This window comes from Actinoplanes sp. CA-252034, assembly GCF_050956125.1.
Lineage (GTDB): Bacteria > Actinomycetota > Actinomycetes > Mycobacteriales > Micromonosporaceae > Actinoplanes.
Genome location: NZ_CP191846.1, coordinates 4,983,309 through 5,000,534, shown reverse-complemented (window position 1 = coordinate 5,000,534; position 17,226 = coordinate 4,983,309). Strand labels below are relative to the sequence as shown.

18 protein-coding genes are annotated in these 17,226 nt (G+C 72.6%); 9 read left to right on the top strand and 9 right to left on the bottom strand.

What is annotated here, in order from left to right; translation table 11 throughout:
* Positions 1–34 precede the first annotated feature (34 nt).
* Positions 35–1,399, bottom strand: coding sequence for a BNR repeat-containing protein (locus ACQPZW_RS22670; RefSeq protein WP_433796927.1), 1,365 nt, complete (start codon positions 1,397–1,399; stop codon positions 35–37).
* Between the two features lie 259 nt (positions 1,400–1,658).
* On the opposite strand from ACQPZW_RS22670, the gene ACQPZW_RS22665 reads away from it, so the two are divergent.
* From ACQPZW_RS22665 to ACQPZW_RS22650, 4 genes are read left to right on the top strand one after another with little or no spacing between them, the layout of a single operon-like run.
* Positions 1,659–2,024, top strand: coding sequence for an STAS domain-containing protein (locus tag ACQPZW_RS22665; RefSeq protein ID WP_433796926.1), 366 nt, complete (start codon positions 1,659–1,661; stop codon positions 2,022–2,024).
* 32 nt (positions 2,025–2,056) lie between these two features.
* Positions 2,057–2,200 (top strand): hypothetical protein, encoded by a 144-nt coding sequence (locus ACQPZW_RS22660; protein WP_433796925.1) that lies wholly within the window; start codon positions 2,057–2,059, stop codon positions 2,198–2,200.
* Between the two features lie 25 nt (positions 2,201–2,225).
* Entirely contained in the window at positions 2,226–2,966 is a 741-nt protein-coding gene (locus ACQPZW_RS22655) for a tetratricopeptide repeat protein (protein WP_433796924.1), read from the top strand.
* A complete protein-coding gene (locus ACQPZW_RS22650) occupies positions 2,861–3,412 on the top strand; it encodes a tetratricopeptide repeat protein (RefSeq protein ID WP_433797597.1) in 552 nt (183 codons plus the stop codon). The genes ACQPZW_RS22655 and ACQPZW_RS22650 overlap by 106 nt, the downstream gene beginning before the upstream one ends.
* Here ACQPZW_RS22650 and pepN read toward each other — a convergent pair whose 3' ends face one another.
* Positions 3,413–5,776: an aminopeptidase N gene (gene pepN, locus ACQPZW_RS22645; RefSeq protein WP_433796923.1), complete on the bottom strand. Its 2,364-nt coding sequence runs from the start codon at positions 5,774–5,776 to the stop codon at positions 3,413–3,415.
* A gap of 32 nt (positions 5,777–5,808) precedes the next feature.
* Here pepN and ACQPZW_RS22640 point away from each other — a divergent pair, with 32 nt between their 5' ends.
* Positions 5,809–6,189, top strand: coding sequence for a VOC family protein (locus ACQPZW_RS22640; RefSeq protein ID WP_433796922.1), 381 nt, complete (start codon positions 5,809–5,811; stop codon positions 6,187–6,189).
* Here ACQPZW_RS22640 and ACQPZW_RS22635 read toward each other — a convergent pair.
* The 5 genes from ACQPZW_RS22635 to ACQPZW_RS22615 all read right to left on the bottom strand — a co-directional run bounded on the left by ACQPZW_RS22635 (position 6,152) and on the right by ACQPZW_RS22615 (position 11,053).
* A complete protein-coding gene (locus tag ACQPZW_RS22635) occupies positions 6,152–6,994 on the bottom strand; it encodes a TolB family protein (protein WP_433796921.1) in 843 nt (280 codons plus the stop codon). The two genes, ACQPZW_RS22640 and ACQPZW_RS22635, sit on opposite strands and share 38 nt — an antisense overlap.
* A gap of 84 nt (positions 6,995–7,078) precedes the next feature.
* Positions 7,079–7,567 (bottom strand): NUDIX hydrolase, encoded by a 489-nt coding sequence (locus ACQPZW_RS22630; RefSeq protein WP_433796920.1) that lies wholly within the window; start codon positions 7,565–7,567, stop codon positions 7,079–7,081.
* A 143-nt stretch (positions 7,568–7,710) separates the two neighbouring features.
* Positions 7,711–8,694 (bottom strand): LacI family DNA-binding transcriptional regulator, encoded by a 984-nt coding sequence (locus ACQPZW_RS22625; RefSeq protein WP_433796919.1) that lies wholly within the window; start codon positions 8,692–8,694, stop codon positions 7,711–7,713.
* Positions 8,691–10,178, bottom strand: coding sequence for a glycoside hydrolase family 43 protein (locus ACQPZW_RS22620; RefSeq protein WP_433796918.1), 1,488 nt, complete (start codon positions 10,176–10,178; stop codon positions 8,691–8,693). The genes ACQPZW_RS22625 and ACQPZW_RS22620 overlap by 4 nt, the downstream gene beginning before the upstream one ends.
* A 101-nt stretch (positions 10,179–10,279) precedes the next feature.
* The gene (locus ACQPZW_RS22615) at positions 10,280–11,053 is read right to left on the bottom strand and encodes a 2-phosphosulfolactate phosphatase (RefSeq protein WP_433796917.1); all 774 of its coding nucleotides are present in this window, start codon (positions 11,051–11,053) and stop codon (positions 10,280–10,282) included.
* Between ACQPZW_RS22615 and ACQPZW_RS22610 the strand changes: the two genes are divergently transcribed.
* From ACQPZW_RS22610 to ACQPZW_RS22595, 4 genes are read left to right on the top strand one after another with little or no spacing between them, the layout of a single operon-like run.
* Positions 11,052–12,296, top strand: coding sequence for a DegT/DnrJ/EryC1/StrS family aminotransferase (locus ACQPZW_RS22610; protein ID WP_433796916.1), 1,245 nt, complete (start codon positions 11,052–11,054; stop codon positions 12,294–12,296). The genes ACQPZW_RS22615 and ACQPZW_RS22610 overlap by 2 nt on opposite strands.
* Positions 12,293–12,919 carry a sugar transferase gene (locus tag ACQPZW_RS22605; protein WP_433796915.1) on the top strand — a complete coding sequence of 209 codons (627 nt, stop codon included), beginning with the start codon at positions 12,293–12,295 and terminating at the stop codon, positions 12,917–12,919. The genes ACQPZW_RS22610 and ACQPZW_RS22605 overlap by 4 nt, the downstream gene beginning before the upstream one ends.
* Entirely contained in the window at positions 12,912–13,544 is a 633-nt protein-coding gene (locus tag ACQPZW_RS22600) for a NeuD/PglB/VioB family sugar acetyltransferase (RefSeq protein ID WP_433796914.1), read from the top strand. The genes ACQPZW_RS22605 and ACQPZW_RS22600 overlap by 8 nt, the downstream gene beginning before the upstream one ends.
* Positions 13,545–13,557: 13 nt before the next feature.
* The gene (locus ACQPZW_RS22595) at positions 13,558–14,829 is read left to right on the top strand and encodes a glycosyltransferase family 4 protein (protein WP_433796913.1); all 1,272 of its coding nucleotides are present in this window, start codon (positions 13,558–13,560) and stop codon (positions 14,827–14,829) included.
* On the opposite strand, the gene ACQPZW_RS22590 is transcribed toward ACQPZW_RS22595, so the two are convergent.
* Complete coding sequence (locus ACQPZW_RS22590; RefSeq protein ID WP_433796912.1) at positions 14,748–15,944, bottom strand: O-antigen ligase family protein; 1,197 nt, start codon at positions 15,942–15,944, stop codon at positions 14,748–14,750. The two genes, ACQPZW_RS22595 and ACQPZW_RS22590, sit on opposite strands and share 82 nt — an antisense overlap.
* Positions 15,941–17,224 carry a lipopolysaccharide biosynthesis protein gene (locus tag ACQPZW_RS22585; RefSeq protein WP_433796911.1) on the bottom strand — a complete coding sequence of 428 codons (1,284 nt, stop codon included), beginning with the start codon at positions 17,222–17,224 and terminating at the stop codon, positions 15,941–15,943. Before ACQPZW_RS22585 ends, ACQPZW_RS22590 begins: the two co-directional genes overlap by 4 nt.
* Between the last annotated feature and the right edge of the window lie 2 nt (positions 17,225–17,226).

Below are 17,226 nucleotides of genomic sequence, written 5' to 3'. Positions count from 1 at the left end.
CCGGATTCACCCGCTGGTAACCGATGTGATCGTTCTATCCGGCGCTCACCGTCCAATCCTGAACGTCGATCTGACTACCGCCGTACCGCGGGGCGAAGAAGCTCAGCGTGCCGAGTGTCCTCAGGCGCTGGTGGTCGATCAGCGGGTCGGAGTAGTAGACCGCCGACGACGTGTACCGGATCACCCAGTCGGTCCAGCCGGACGCCTTCGACGCGGTCTGGATGTGCAGCTTGCGGGTGCTGGAGTCGCCGCTGACCACGTACAGGTTGTCGCGGGAGTCGACGGCGATGTCACCGCGGGCCGAGCGCTCCAGGAACGGCGTGTACTTCTGGTGCCACACCTTGCTCGCCTTGTCCCGCCAGTAGTGCACGAGGACGGCCTTCTCCCGGGCGGCGGTGAAGTCGCCGGTGTCGGCGGCCGACGCCGGCAGGTGCGAGGCGAGCACGTGCACGATCCCGGCCGCGTCGACGACCTGGGACTCCTGGTTGATCAGTCCCCGATTCTGGCCGATGCCCCACACTTTGAGGCCGGCGGCGTTCGAGGCGAGCGGGGTGCTGCCGGTGGTCGCGATGACGGTTCCGGCGTTGTTGCGCCAGGTCCGGCCCTTGTCCCTGCTGTACGCGTAGAAGATGTCGTGGTTCGTGCTGGCGTTCGACGTCTCCCGGACCGTCCACGTCACGTGCAGCAGCGGGGCGGCCGGGTCGACGTTGTCGTACTCGATGCCGAACAGGTAGGCGTTGTTGCCGGCCGTGGTGCCGTCGATGAACTCGCCGACGTAGGACCAGGCGCCCGGCCGGTACTCGTAGAGGACCTCGTCGCCGGTGCCGCTGTAGCCGGTACGGATCGCCAGCTGCAGCGTGCCGTCGGGATGGGCGAAGAACTGCGGGTACGTGACGACGTCCATGCTCGTGCCGGTGAGTCGCGTCTGGACCGTGCCGAAACTGCTCGTGGACCAGACCGCGCCCGCCGGCGAGGAAGCCAGTCCGGCGATCGACCTCCGGTAGCGCAACTGCGAGGAGTGCGTGTCGAAGGCCAGGTGGATGGTGCCGTCGGACGGGGCGATGCCGATGCTGATCGTGTTGTGCGAGTCGGTCGAGGCGGTGACGTAGTCGGTGAGCCGCAGGTTGGACCAGGCGCCGGAGGGCAGCTGCCGGCGGGACAGGTTGACGTATCCGGCCTGGTCCCAGAAGGCCGAGTACTGCCAGCCGTTGAACGTGACGATGCCGTCCTGCTGGAACGACTCGCCGTTCATGTAGCCGGTGTAGGTGAGCGCGGTCCGGCCACTGGTGGTCAGGACGGTGGTCGAGGTGTGCGCCACGGTCGGCGCCGCCGCTGCGGCCGGCACGGCCGGGAACACGGCCGCCAGGGCGGCGAGCGCCAGGGGGATGAATCGTTTCACGGGATCCTCGCAGGGGGATGGCGGAGGAAGGAACGGTGCCGGAGACGTTAAGACGCCGTTTCACGCCCGTCAATGGCGAGCGGCACGAGGGTCGGCGGTGACCGGCGGCCGCGCTCGGGCGTCCGGTCCGATCATCCACGTCTCCAGGCGGGTCGCCGCGGACCATGCCCCGGTGGCGGGTTGGCCCCGCGGACCCGTTTGATCAGGTCCGCAGCGGCAATCGTTGCCGTCGCGGCTGCACGCGCCGGAGGAGGATCCGATGGGAAACCCGTTCGGAGTGAACAAGCACGACGAGGGCGGCGGTGTGGTCCGGATGACCGTCACCGGATATCTCGACGAGGACACCAGTGCCGGGCTCACGTCGCTGGTGCTCAACGCGGTGCAGCAGCCGGGCGTCATCGATGTGGTCGTCGACCTCGAGCATGTCACCTTCCTGGCCGCGGGCGGGGTCGGCGCGCTGCTGCGGGGCCGGGACGCCGCTCTCGAACACGGCTGCGGACACCGGGTGGTCAACGCGTTCGGCATCGTCTGCCAGGTGCTCGCGGCGACCGGGGCGACGGAGATCCTCCAGGTCCCGTCGGCGCTGCGACGGCCGGAGGCGTTTATCGCGAGGGCCGGCGGGTAGCCGCGCGACCACGACGACGAGGAGGGTGATCCATGGAGCCGATCGGCGATCCTGACGAGACCGGCGACTTCGCCGAGGAGCACGAGCTCACCGAGGTCGACGACAAGGACCCGGAGAAGGAGCCGGAGAGCCCGGACCGGTGGAACGGCGGCCTCGACCGCGAAGGACCACCCTGATCCGGGCGTGCCTACACTGCCGGACGTGACTTGGACGGCGTACGAGCAGGGGCGGCTCGCCGTCGATCGGCGGGACTACGAGGCGGCCCGGAGCCTGCTGCGCGAGGCCGGGGACGATCCGGCCGCGATGCTGCTGCTGGGACAGCTCGTCGGGGCGGGTCTCGGCGGGCCGGCGGATCCGGCGCAGAAGCAGGCGTGGTATGAACGGGCCGCCGAGTTGGGCAGCGCGGAGGCGGCCTACGACCTCGGGGCGATCCACGCCGGGGCGCAGCGGTACGCGACGGGCCTGAGTTGGTATCTGCGGGCGGCGGAGCTCGGTGACGCCGGCGGCCTGCGGATGGCCGGCGTCATGCACGCGACCGGCCAGGGGGTCCCGGCCGACGACGGGGAGGCGGAGCGGCTGCTGCTGGCCGCGGCCGCGGGCGACGTGCCGGAGGCCGCGTTCGACCTCGGGGCACTCCACGCCTACCGGCGCGACGACCCGGTCGAGGCCGCGCGGTGGTATCTGGAGGCGGCGAAACAGGATGAGGACCTGGCCCGGGGCACTTGGAGGCGCTGGTTCCGCGCCTACGGGAGCAGGCGTCCGGCAGCACGCGGGCCCGGAAGATGCTGGGCGTCATCCTCGCCTTCCATCTCGGCGAGCCGATCGCCGGCGCCGAGCTGCTGGCGACCGCCGACGAGGACCCGGAGGCGCAGCGTTCACTGGCGTTCCTGCACGCCGAGGGCCCCGAGGAGCTTCGTGACACGGCTCGGGCGGCGACACTGAGCCGGATCGCGGCCGACGCCGGTGACGGCTACGCGGCCCACAATCTCGGTGTCACCGCCACCGATCCCCGGACCGCGGTGCGGTGGCTGCGGCAGGCGGCGGAGGCAGGCGTCCACGATGCGTACCCGCATCTCGCGAACCGTCTCAGCGAGCTGGACATCGACGACGAGGCCCTGCGGTGGTACGTGCGTGGCGCCGAAGCCGGGCAGGAGGGCTGCATGTTCGCGGCTGCCTGCTGGTATCGCGACGGCTTCGGCGGGCCCGTCGACCTGGTTCAGGCGCTGCGCTGGTATCTCGCCATGCTCGGCGTGGGCAACGGCGACGGTCTGCACGAGGCACACCAGATCGTCCCGTCGATGAGCGACGACGAGATCCGGGCGGCCGGGCGGCTGTCCGGAAGGCTGTCGGACGCCGAGGTCTTCCTGGTGCGGCGGCGCGCGGCCTGATCACGCCGTCCGGTCGTCGAGCTCGTCGTCCCAGTGGCGGCGCAGGACGGTCGGCACGTCGTCGCGCAGCGCGTCGCGTACCAGCTCATTTTCCTGATCTGTCAGGGCGAGGGCCGGGAAGGCCCGGCCGACCTCGGCGGCGAACGCCGAGCCGCGCCGGGCCAGGGCGGGTGCGGCGGTGACGTAGGCCGGGAGGTAGGGGGCCAGCAGCTCCCGCTGTGACGGCGACCAGAAGCCGGCGGCCAGCGCCCGGAACCGGCGGCCCGAGACACCGGCGTCCTCGGTCATCGCCGCCCAGGCCTGCGCCTTGGCCTCGGTGGTCGGCCGTGCGGCCAGCGCGGTGAGAGCGCCGAGCACACCGTCCGCGGTGCCGTCGCGATGCTGCTCGGCGTCGATCTCCGCGGCCTCGACGCCGCCCAGTTCGGCGAGCCGCCGCAGCAGCGACCAGCGCAGATCCGGGTCCAGGGTGAGGCCGGCGTCGGTGGCGTTCGCGGCCAGCCAGCGGCGCAGCAGGCCCGTGTCGGCGGTCGACCAGGCCAGGCCCTTGGCGAGCGCGACGTCGCGCTGTTCGTCGGGCTCGGTGGCGGCGGTGGCGCAGGCGGCGGCGATCACGTCGAGGGCGGCCGGCACGTCGGCGGCCGGCAGCGTGCGGCGGATCAGGCTGTTGCGGGTCCGGTCGAGGGCCGCGGTGATCAGCGTCGGCGACGGCTCGCGCGGGAGCTGGCGGGCCAGCAGGGGCAGCGGATCCCGGTCGAGCAGCGCCGGCCACAGCACGGCCCGGACCAGCGGGTCGGGCACGGCGGTCAGGCCCTCGGTGAGGGCGTCGCTCGACTGACGGTCGAGGTCGAGGCGGGCGAAGGTCTCACCGTGCGCGTTGGGGACCACGACGAGGCCGGGCCAGTCGGCCAGGACCAGCGGTTCGTCACCGAGGTCGATCAGGCGCGAGCCCACCGGCTCCAGATCAGGGGTGTACGCCGTGACGGTGAACCGGTGCGGCCGGACGCCGTCACGGGTCAGCACGGGCACACCGTTACGGCGGGTGACCCGGATCGTGTCGTGCCCGGCCCGGCGCAGCCACACCTCGGCCCAGCCGCGCACGTCCCGCGGGGAAGCGGTGTCCAGGGCGGACAGCAGGTCCTCCAGGGTGGCGTTGCCGAACCGGTGCCGGGTCAGGTGAGCGTTGACGCCGGTCAGGAAGTCCTCCTCCCCCAGCCAGGTCACCAGCTGGCGCAGGGTGGCGTTGCCCTTGCCGTACGAGATGTGATCGAAGATGGTCGTGGCGGTCGCGACGTCGGGCACGTCAGCGCTCGCCGGGGCCACCGGATGCGTCGACCGTCGCCGGTCGGCGTCGTAGGCGCCCGGTTTGTGCAACGCCTCGAAGGACACCCTGGTCCCGGCGTAACCGGCGGCGGTCTCGGCCACCTCGAAACCCATGTAGTCGGCGAACGACTCGTTGAGCCAGGCGTCCTCCCACCAGACCGGGGACACCAGGTCACCGAACCACATGTGCGACATCTCGTGGGCGATCACCATGGCCCGGCGGCGGCGGTCGTCGCCGGTCACCCGGCCGCGGGGCAGCAGGAACTCGTTGAACGTGACACAGCCCGGGTTCTCCTGGGCGCCCCAGTTGAGCTCCGGGACGAAGACCTGGTCGTAGGAGTCGAACGGGAACGGCTCGGTGAAGACCCGGGCGAAATGGTCCCAGCAGACCTCGGTGACACGACGCAGCTCGGCGGCGTCGCGGTCCAGCTCGGCGGCGAGCGAACGGCGGGCGTGCCAGCCCATCGGCACACCGGCGTGCTCCCAGCGCACCGAATGGAACGGGCCCGCCGCCACGACGAACAGGTCGCAGGCGATCGGCGGGGTCGTCGCGAACGTACCCGGGCCGGTGGGCACGCCGTTGGACAGCACCGTCCACGCCGGGTCGGCCTCGACGGTCAGGGTGATCGGGGCCTTCAGGTCGAGCTGGTCGAAGCAGGCGAACAGCCGCTGGGTGATGTCGAGGCCGAGATAGCCGCCGACGTAGCGTTCGCCGTCGGCCGGGTCGGTGAAGGTGTGCAGGCCCTCGCCGTCGGTGACGTAGCGCAGGCGGGCGTCGACGATCACCTCGTGCTTGCCGGGGGCCAGGTCGTCGAGCGGGATGCGCCTGCCGTCGTACGCCGGGGTGATCACCGTCCCGTCGAGGAGGACATCGAGCGTCTGCGCCCGGTGCAGCTCGAGGAAGGTGCCGCCGCCGGTGGTGGTGAACCGGATGACGGCACGGCTGCGGAAATCATCCGTCCCGGTGACGTCGAGCGCGAGATCGTAGGAGATCTCGGAGAGTGCGGCGGCACGGGCCCGGGCCTCGGCGAGAGTCAGCGACACTCGGACATTATGGCCTGCCGAGGGAGGAAACGATGTTCGACGAGATGTTCCCGATCCTGACGACCGCGGACCTGGCACGGTCGCTGCGTTTCTGGCGTGATCTGCTCGGTGGCGAGGTCACCTACCGGTTCCCGGACGAGGGTGATCCGGTCTACGTCGCCCTGGACCTGGGCCGCTCCCACCTCGGCATCGGGCGGCAGGAGCAGCCGGGGCCACTGGCCAACGACCGGATCACGCTGTGGGTGTACACCGACGACTGCGACGCCGGGGTGCAGCGGCTGCGGGCCGGCGGGGTCGAGGTGCTGCAGGAGCCGGCCGACCAGCCGTGGGGCGAGCGGATGGCCACGGTCACCGACCCGGACGGCAACCGGGTGATCATCGCGTCGCGGGATAGTCCACGTACGCGAACCTGAGGGAGTCCGGCGACCAACTGTTGACGTTGATGGTGCCCTGGCCGCCCTGGAGCGCGACGACCGTCCGGGCGGACCGCCAGTCGCCGCCCTCGACCAGGTGCAACTCGACGGGCAGGTCGCCCGGGTGGCCCTGGGTGCCCGGCGGGTAGCTGAGGTGCACGGCGTGCCGGCCGTCCGGGGCGAAGTGCGGGAACCAGTTGACCCGGTCGTCGAAGGTGAGCTGCTCCAGGCCGGAGCCGTCGGGCCGGATCCGGGCGATCTGGGCGTGGCCCGGCGAGAACCGCTCGGTGTTGAAGTGGATCCACGCGCCGTCCGGCGTGTACTCCGGCCCGTCGTCGACACCACCGGCCGGCGTCACCCGGAACGTGCCGGTGCCGTCCGTGCCCACGGTCAGCAGGCTCGCCGTCGACCAGTCGGGGCGGTCGATGCCGACGTACGCCAGGGTGGCGCCGTCCGGGCTGACCCCGTGCAGGAAGTGCAGCCGGTCGTCGCCGGAGGTGATCCGGCGTGCGGAGCCGCCGTCGACCGGCGCCTCGTAGAGGTGGCCGTCATCGGCGGACAGGAAGATCGTCTCGTGGCCGGGTGCCAGGACGTGGTCGTTGTTGAGCGCGGGCACGCCGTCCAGTGGGATCCGTCGCGGCTCCCCCGTGCCGTCGGCCGGCAGGGCCCAGAGCAGACCGTCGCCGTTGACGATCAGCGTGCCGGTGTCGGTCCAGTTCGGCGCCTCGAAGTGCACCGACGTGCTGGTGTGCACGAGGGTCCGCTCACCGGTGGTGATGTCGTAGGTGAGGATGCGGCACGGCATGAGGGTTCCCTCCCGCGGGCGGTGCGGTCGACAGGTCCGGCACATGTCGCCACGGCCGGCGGATCAAGGATGCCCCGGAAGGCGTCATCCGAGTGGGGAGACCGGGTCGGCGAACCAGGGGTCGCCCTCTCCGGACAGGGCGAGTGCCAGACAACGCGCCTGGTGGGCGGGGAGAGACGGCATCGCATCCGGCTCGAACCAGCCGACCTCGACGGACTCGTCGTCGTTGACCCGGGGGGAGCCGCCGACGACCCGGCAGCGGAACCCGATGGCGAGCCAGTGGACCTGGTCGCCGTTCGGGGCGACGGACAGCTCCAGTGCCTCGATGGAGAGCAGCCGCTCCACCGCCACCTCGACGCCGGTCTCCTCGAACACCTCGCGCCGGACTCCGTCGGCCGGCTGCTCGCCGGGCTCCAGGCAACCCGCGATGAGCGCCCAGTCGCCGCTGTCGGAGCGGCGGCCCAGAAGAACCCGGTCCCGGTCGTCGAGAACCACGGCGACGACGCCGTTCAGCGGCAACGGGGCATGGCCGATCTTGGCGCGGAGTGCGACGACGAACTCGGGGATGGGCATGCGGATCACCCTACGAGGCAGGCACCAGGAGCCGGCACCGCCACCGTGTCGGCCGGCCGGGCTGCACCACACCGACGGTCAAGGCCGAGGGACCCGGTCGGCGGACACGGCCGGCGGACACGGCCGATGGAAACGGCCGGCGGTCACGAGGGTGGGGTGGTGCTGTCGCGGACGACGAGGCTGGTGGCCAGCTCGATGCCGATGCGGGAGACGGTCTCGCCACGGCCCAGGGCCAGGGCCAGCTCGGTGGCGGCGACCGCCATCTCGGTCAGCGGCTGGTGGACGGTGGTCAGGGCCGGGTCGAGCATGCCGGCGATCGGCAGGTCGTCGAAACCGACGACGCTCAGGTCGGCCGGGATGCGCAGACCGAGCTCGCGGGCCGCCCGGTAGACGCCGACGGCCTGCCGGTCGTTGCCGGTGACGATCGCGGACGGACGGGCGGGCCGGGTGAGCAGGTCGCGGGCCGCGGTGTGGCCGCCGTCCTCGGTGAGCGGCCCCTGGAGCACCTCACCCGGCGGCAGGCCGGCGCTGTGCAGGGCGGAGCGATGACCGTCGAGGCGGGCCTGGCAGTAGAGGTGCCCGGGCCCGCTGATCATGGCGATGTCGCGGTGACCGAGACCGATCAGGTGGCGGGTCGCCGACCGGCCGCCGGCCCAGTTGGTGGCGCCGACGAACGGGACATCCTCTCCGAACTCGGTGGCCGGGTCCAGGACGACGAACGGGATGCCGCGGGCGCGGAGCTGGTTCTGCTCGGCCTCGGAGAGCTGGGCGACGGTGACGATGCAGTCGGGGCGGCGGGCGATGGTGTCGTCGATCCAGTAGCGGATGGTGCTGCGGTCCGGGCCGAACTCGGTGAGCACCAGCCCCACCCGGTGCTCACGGACCACCCGCTGGACGCCGCGGATGATCTCGACACCCCACATGTGCTCGATCTCGTCGACCACCAGCTCCATCAGGTTGGTGCGCTGGGGTGGGCTGGACTTGCGGTAGCCGTACTGGGTGATCAGGGCTTCGACGCGGGCCCGGGTCTCGGCGGCGACCCCCGAGCGGCCGTTGATGACCTTCGAGACGGTCGGGACGGAGACGCCGGCGGTCTCCGCGATGTACGAGATGGTGACCGGCTTCATCGCTCGTCCCCGATCGGCTCGTAGTCGAACCAGTCGAACCGGACCGTGCCGGCGGTGGCGAACATCCCGATCACCCGGCCGGTGAAGCCCCCGGCGACCTCGGTCGAGAGGTAGCGGCCGTCGAGTTGGGCCAGTGTCAGGAAGTCGCCGTCCGCGGTCTCGACGCCCAGGTGCAGCTCGTCGGGGCCCTGGGTGGGATGCCAGCCGCCGGCTGCGATCACGTCGATGCGCAGCCGGACCGGGCCGTCGGGGATCGGACGGCTGACGACGGTGTGCCGGATCGAGCCGATGCGGGCGGTCACCCGGATCAGGCCGTCACCCGCTTCGAGTGCGTAGTGGTGGCATTCGTCGAGGCGGACCGCCAGTCCCCCGCGGCCCTGCGACGGGTCGGCGAGTGCTCGTACCCGACAGGAGAGATCCTGCTGGCGACGGCCGACGAACGTGACGCCGGGCTGGTCGAGCGAGGGACCGCGGGCGTGGAGGCTGAGCCAGCCGGGCCGTTGCGTGGTGGACCAGCTCGCGGCCGGCCGGGACCGCACCGAGATCCAGCGGGGATGCAGGTCCGGCGAGTCGAAGTCGTCGCGGGTCACCGCCGGTGCGGGCGGTTTCAGCGGCCACGGCACGGTCATCTCGGGCTCCAGCTCGCCGGGGACCGGCCAGCCGTCGACCCAGGAGACCGGGACCAGGAAGGTCTCCCGGCCGAGCACGTGCCAGCCGGGGGTGCCGCCGCCGGGCCGCACGCCGAGCAGCACCATCCACCACGAGTCGTCGGGTCCCTGGACGAGGTCGGCGTGACCGGTGTTCTGGATCGGACGGTTCGTGCCGCGATGGGTGAGGACCGGGTTGGCGGGGCAGGGCTCGAACGGCCCGTTCGGCGAGGTGGAGCGGGCGATCGAGACGGCGTGGCCGCGCTCGGTGCCACCCTCGGCGATCAGCAGATACCAGTACCCGTCGATCCGGTAGAGGTGCGGGGCCTCGGGCGCCTGGGCGCGGGGACCGCCGGACCACAGCCGGTACGGCCCGTCGAGCGTCTCGCCGGTGGCCGGGTCGAGGCGGATCTGCCCGATCTCGGCGTAGGTGCACCAGCAGTTGCCGTCGTCGTCCCAGGCCAGGTCGGGATCGATGCCGATGCCGGGCACGGCGACCGGCTCGGACCAGGGCCCGGCCGGGTCGTCGGCGGTGACGATGAAGGTCCCGCCACCGGGCGCGCAGTTGGTGGTGATCAGCCAGAACCGGCCGTCGTGGTGGCGCAGTGTCGGTGCGTAGACGCCGCCGGAGGACGGGGTGGCCGGTGGCAGGCTCAGCTGGCTCGGCCGGTCGAGGGCGTTACCGATCTGCTCCCAGTGGACCAGGTCACGACTGTGGAATATCGGCACGCCCGGGAAGTACTCGAAGCTGGAGCAGGCCAGGTAGTAGTCGTCGCCGACCCGGCAGACGCTGGGGTCCGGGTGCATGCCGGCGATCACCGGGTTGGCGAAGGTCATCCGGTCCTCCCTGTCGTGGGACCCGATTCAATCATGGATCATGGTCGATCGGCATGCCTTGTTTCGCGCACACCGGAGAAAGTTTCCGGACCGGCTGGCCCTCAGGGGTTGGCCGTCGGACGGGCCGGGCGGAAGCTCTCGCCGGAGAGCAGCGGCACGACCTCGCTCGCGCCGGCCTCGGCGGCGATCTCCACGTCCTGGGGGTAGCCCTTGGTGACGAGCTCGCGTCCGCCGGCGCAGTCGAGCAGTGCCGCGCGGATGTCCGGCTCGACGTGCCGGTACGCGGCCGCGGCCGCCCCCGCCTCCGGCGACAGCCCGGTGATCCCCTGTCCGAGCAGGCCGTCGATGAAGGCCCCGGCGCCCCACAGGTCCTCGACCGCCGGGCGCAGCGTGCCGTCGGGCCAGCGTTCGCCGGACGCGATCACGGCCACCGCGGCCCCGGCCGGCAGCCGCGACGCCGTCCATCGGGCGGCGGCCGCCGCATTGCGCAGCGACACACCGATCACGGTCGCCCCGGTCTCCGCCAGGCGACGGGCGACGGTGGATCCGTTCGGTGACGGCAGCACCAGGCGCTCCAGGTGCGCGACGGCGCGGATCGTGGCCGGCGACAGGCTGACGGGATTGCCGGGGCCGGCCTGCGAGCGCCCGACGGCCAGCACGGCCCGGTGCTCGGCGGCGAACGCCTCGGCCCGATCGTCGCGCCACCGGTACGGGAACACCTCGGCGCCCCGGTCGGCGGCCACGGTCAGGGCCGTGGTGAACGACAGCACGTCGACCACGGCCACGATCGCGGCATCCGGCCCGACCGCGTCCGCGCCCGGCGGGCCCCAGTCACAGCGCACCCGGAATGTCCCCTGAGCAAGGAAGTCGTCCATGCCGGCGATCATGGCGGACCGGTGGATTCGGCTCAGCGCGGGCCCGCCCGTGCCGAACAGAGACGACGGGCGGATGAAGGGGTCCGGGATGGCGCTGGTCGGCACGGAGCACCACCGGCCCGTCCTGCTGTCCGCTCCGGACGTCGGTGAGCTGGAGCAGGAGTACGTGCTGGCGGCGCTGCGCTCCGGCTGGGTCGCTCCGGCCGGCCCCGATCTGGACCTGTTCGAGCGTGAGATCGCCGGGCGCGCCGGGGTGCCGCACGCGGTCGCGGTGAGCTCGGGCACGGCCGCGCTGCATCTGGCGCTGGAGGGGGTCGGCGCCGGTCCCGGTGACGTGGTGGTCGTACCGACGCTCACCTTCGCGGCCACCGCCAACGCGGTCCTGTACACCGGTGCGACACCCGTGTTCGCCGACTGCGATCCGGCCACCGGCAACCTCGATCCCGGGGTGCTGGGCGGGCTGCTCGACATGCTCGACGGCGAGGGCGCGCGGGTGCGGGCGGTGCTGGCCGTGGACCTGTACGGGTCGTGTGCCGACTACCGCACGATCCTGCCGGTGTGCGAGCGGTACGGGGTGCCGGTGGTCGAGGACGCCGCGGAGTCGCTCGGGGCCGGATACGACGGGCGGGCGGCCGGGTCGTTCGGGCGGGCGGCGGCGTTCTCGTTCAACGGCAACAAGATCATCACGACGTCCGGTGGGGGCATGCTGGTCACCGCCGACGAGGGGCTGGCCGACCGGGCGCGGTATCTGGCCGGTCAGGCCCGGCTGCCCGCCGAGCACTACGAGCACGCCGAGGTCGGCTACAACTACCGGTTGAGCAATGTGCTCGCCGCGCTGGGCCGGGCCCAGCTGTGCCGTCTGGACGCGATGATCGAGCGCCGGCGGGCCCTGCGGGCGGCGTACGCCCGGGTGTTCGCCCCGGTCGACGGCGTGCGCCTGCTCGCCGCCGACGACCCGGTGGGCAACTGCTGGCTGACCGCCATCGTCGCCGACCCGCAGCGGACCGGCTGGCGGGCCCGTGACCTGGCCGCCCACCTGAGGGCCCGCGACGTGGAGACCCGGCCGGTCTTCAAGCCGATGCACCTGCAGCCGCTCTTCGCGGGCGCCCGCTCGTTCCTCAGCGGCGCCGCCGAGCGCCTGTTCACGAACGGCCTGGTGCTGCCCAGCGGTTCGGCGCTCGGCGACGACCAGATCCGCCGGGTGCTCGACGAGATCACCGGCTTCCTGAGGGAGCGGCGGTGAGGGGCGACCGGGTCCAGCGGGCGATCGACGTGGCCGTCTCCGGCGGTCTGCTGGTGGTGACGGCGCCGGTGATGGCCGGGGTCGCCGTCCTGGTCGCGAGGCGGCTCGGCCGGCCGGTGCTGTTCCGCCAGCAGCGCCCCGGCCTGCACGGGCGGCCGTTCACGCTGGTCAAGTTCCGCACCATGCGCGACGTCGACGAGCAGCGTGGCCTGGTCAGCGACGCCGACCGGATGACCGGGCTGGGCCGGGCGCTGCGGGCGGCCAGCCTGGACGAGCTGCCGACGCTGTGGAACGTGCTGCGCGGCGACATGAGCCTGGTCGGCCCGCGGCCGCTGCTGATGCACTACCTCGACCTCTACACCCCGGAACAGGCACGGCGTCATCTGGTACGGCCGGGCGTCACCGGTCTGGCCCAGGTGAGCGGGCGCAACCTGCTGAGCTGGGAGGACCGGCTGGCGCTGGACACCTGGTACGTGGATCACCGGTCGCTGGGCCTGAACCTGCGGATCTGTGCCCGGACCGCCCTGGTGCTGCTGCGGCGGGCGGGGATCGCGGCGCCGGGCTCGGTGACGATGCCCCAGTTCACCGGATCGCCCGTGGTACGGGAGGCGGACGGTGCCTGAGCCGATCGTGGTGGTCGGGTGCGGTGGCCACGGACGGGAGATCTTCGGGATCATCGCGGCCGTCAACCGCGACGGCGACCCGTGGAAGGTGCTCGGTTTCGTCGACGACGCGCCGTCGGAGGCGAACCTGCGCGCCCTGGATCGTCTCGGCACGGCCTGGCTGGGCCCGACCGCGCTGCTGGCGGAGCTGGACGCGTACCACGTCATCGGGATCGGCGACCCACGGGTCCGCGCCGCCGTCGCCACGCGCCTGGCCCCCTTCGGACGCCGGGCGGCCACGCTGGTGCACCCGGCGGCGACGGTCGGTCCGGACAACCACCTGGCCGAGGGGGTGGTGATGTTCGCCGGCGCGCGGATCACCACGAACGTGACGCTGGGCCGGCACGTGCACCTGAACCAGAACGCGACCGTCGGCCACGACGCGGTGCTGGCCGACTTCGTCCAGGTGAACCCGTCGGCGGCGGTCTCCGGCAACTGTGTGCTCGGCCGGGAGGCGCTGATCGGCACCACCGCCTCGGTCCTGCAGGGCCGGTCGGTGGGCGCGGGCGCGACGGTAGGCGCGGGCGCCTGCGTGGTCCGCGACGTCGAGGCCGGGTGTGTCGTCAAGGGCGTGCCCGCGAGATAGAGGGAGCGGAGTCGTGCGGATCACCTACATCCACCAGTACTTCAAGACGCCGGCGATGTCCGGCGGCACCCGGTCGTACGAGTTCGCGCGTCGCCTGGTCGAGCGTGGCCACGAGGTGCACATGATCACCGGCGATCCGGACGCCGACCGGGCCCGGGTCACCACGGAGGCCGGGATCGTCGTGCACTGGCTGCCGGTGCCCTACGACAACGCGATGTCGTACCGTCGCCGGCTGTGGTCGTTCCTCGGCTTCGTCGGCCGGTCGGCTCTGGTGGCCGGGCGGCTACGGCACGACCTGGTCTTCGCGACCAGCACGCCGCTGACGGTGGCGGTCCCCGGGGCCTGGGCCGCGCTGCGCCGCCGGGTCCCGATGGTGCTGGAGGTCCGCGACGTGTGGCCCGAACTGCCGATCGCGATGGGCGCGCTGCGGTCGCCGGTGAGCCGCTGGGCCGCGCACCGGCTGGAGGCGTGGGCGTACCGCAGATCGGCGCGGGTCATCGCCCTGTCGCCGGGGATGGCCGCCAGCATCCGCCGCCGCTTCCCCGGCGTCGCGGTGACCGTGGTGCCGAACAGCTCCGACCGGAAGCTGTTCGGCCGTGCCGACCGGGCGGGCGAGCGCCTGCGCCGGGACACGCCCTGGCTCGGTGACCGTCCGCTGGTCCTCTACGCGGGCACGCTGGGTGTGGCCAACGGCGTGGACTACCTGGTCCGGATGGCGGCCCGGCTCGCCGACACGGACCCCGAGGTGCGGATCGTGATCCTCGGCGACGGCCGGATGCGGGCCACCCTCCGGGACCTCGCCGCCCGGCTGGGCGTCCTGGACCGCAACCTGTTCCTGCTGGGCCCGGTCAGCAAGGCGGAGGTGGTGGCGTTCTTCGGCGCGTGTGATCTGGCCGCGTCGGTGTTCGCCGACGTGCCGGAGCTGGGCGCCAACTCGCCGAACAAGGTGTTCGACGCCTTCGCCGCGGGCCGTCCGGTCGCGGTCAACCACGACGGGTGGATCGCCGACCTGATCACCGGGCACGGCGCCGGGCTCGTGCTGCCCGCCCACGACACCGGGGCCGCGGCCGCGGCGGTGTCGGCGTTCCTGGGCGACCCGGCGGCCTGCCGGACGGCTCGCGCGGCGGCGTACGCCCTGGCCCGTGACCGTTTCGACCGGGACCTGCTCTTCGGTGACTTCGAGCGGGTGCTGACCGAGGCGGCTCAGTACCGGAGCACGACCCGGGCGGGGGCGGGCCGGACCGCGGCGAGCAGCAGGAGGATCCACATCAGCCGGGCGTCGTAGTAGTCACCGGAGAACAGGCTGGCCGCGCCGATGAAGATGCCGCAGTAGGCCGCGATCCGGGCCTCGAGGCTGCGCTCGGCCGGCGGGACCGCGGCGTACGCGCGCCACAGCCCCAGCCACGCCACGATCAGCAGCACGAGCCCGACGAACCCGCCCTCGGCCGCGATCGACAGCGGCAGGTTGTGCACGTACCGCTCGCCGAACCCGAGGTCGGTGACGGTGTAGAAGCCGTTCAGCCCGGTGCCCAGGATCGGGCGCTGGAGGAAGATCCGCAGCGCCATCTCGAACAGCACGTCACGCGAGGACGCGTACCCCTGCCCGATGGTCGCCTCGACGAACCGTGACTGGACGTAGCCGGCGATCGACGGGCCGGCCACGATGACCAGGACGGTGCCGAGCACGGCGACCAGGGCCAGTGGCTTGGCGATCCGCTCGAAGTCGATCCGGGGCCGGATGGCCAGCAGGGCGACCGCGATGGTGACGGCGAGCGCCACGATGCCGCCCCGGGAGCCGGAGGCGATCGCGCCGAACAGGAACGCCGGGATCGGCGCCAGCCAGATCAGGTTCTCGCCGCTGCGAAGGTACAGGTAGAGCGCGGTGATCATGCCGAGGATCATGATGCGGATGAAGACGTTGGGGCCGCCGCCCAGCGCCGCCCACCGCCCGTTGGCCTGATGCCCGCGGCCGGACGCGGCGGCCAGGAAGTAGATCCAGGCGGCGGCGTGGAACAGCTTCAGGGTGGTCGCGGTCACCCGGTCGCGGTCCCAGGCGGCCAGGTTGAAGTAGACGATGAGCAGCCCGGCGATGGCGAGCAGGTCGCCGAGCATCGGGCCGGTCACCGAGCCGGCCGGCACCCACAGCACCGACAGGGCCTGGTAGCCGAGCAGCGCCAGGATGCCGAGCAGGGCCTGGGCGCCCTCGACCGGGCGCGAGCCGACCTGGTGGGCCTCCAGGACCAGGGACAGGATCAGGATCAGGAAGAGGGGTACGCGTACGTCGTTGACGATCGGGACGTCCAGGCCGACGCGTTCCAGGGTGAAGCGGCCGGAGAGCGTGACCACGAAGGCGATCACGACGACCAGTCCGGGGCGGGGCCCGGCCGCGGTGGCCGTCATCCGCGCCGGCGCAGGGCGAAGGCGGCCAGGCCCACCGCGTCGAGGCCGAGCGCCGTGCCGGCGACCAGCAGACCCAGCACCGCCGCCTGCGGGACGGTCAGGAAGGACTCGCCGATGACGGTCGCCAGGATCTCCAGGACCAGGCAGGCCAGCAGCAGCCGGCTCATGAACTTGGCGTCCAGCAGGGTGTCCATGGTGGGGCGGGCGGCGTAGAACATGGCCAGCGGGACGGCGGCGAGCACGCCGAGGCGCAGCACCGGGACCGCGCCGTCGAACTCGGGCCCGAGGAATCCGTGCACCATCGGCCGGGCGAAGAGCAGGATCAGCCCGGCCGGCAGGGCGGCCAGTGCCCCGGCCACCAACGGCAGCACGGTCAGCAGGCGGCGTACGCCCGCGTCGGCGCCGGCGCGGTGGAACAGGCGGCTCAGCCGGGGCATCAGCACCGGCGTGAGCATGGCGAACACCGAGCAGATCAGGGTGACCGCCGACGTGGTGAACCCGACGTAGCCGGCTTCGGCCTCACCGGGCATCAGCACCGCCACGGCGAAGGTGGGGAAGGTGTAGAGGGCGGGCAGGGCGAACTCTCCGGGCATGCGGCGCACGCCGTACCCGATGAGGGTCTTGACGTCGGGTTCGTCGGTCTTCTCGGCCGTGGCCGGTTGCCGCCGAACCACCCACGTCGCCCACACGCCGACCAGCGCGGTCCCGGCGCCCTGGATGATCAGGAAGTCCTCGATCCGGTCGGCCAGCGCGAAGGCGAACAGCGGGATCAGCCCGAAGCCCAGTCCCATGGTCAGGTTCGCGTCGATGACCTGCTGGTTGCCGCGCAGCGCGGCCAGCGAGACCGTGCACAGGCAGTTGCCGGCCAGCATGACGAGGGCGGCGGTGACCGCGGGCCGGCCGGGCAGGCCGAGCAGTGCGGCGATCTCGTCACCGGCCGCGACACCGGCCAGGCCGACGGCGGTGACCAGCCCGGCCTCGATGGTGAGGGCGTGCCGGGCGAGGCGACGGGTGGTGTGCTCGGTGTGGGGCAGGTAGCGGTGCAGGCCGACGCCGAGCCCGAGCAGCAGGATCGGCTGGAGGCTGCTGACCGTGCCGCGCGCGATCTGGTAGTAGGCGAACCCGCTGACGCTGCCGCGCCGGGCGACCAGGTGGAACAGCAGCAGCCCGACGCCCAGGACGAACCACTGGACGATCAGGGTGGTGACGTAGTCGCGGCGGACCGTGGCGGGCACACTGCGCAGCAGAGCCCCCAGGCGCAGGCGTTCACGGGCGGGCATGC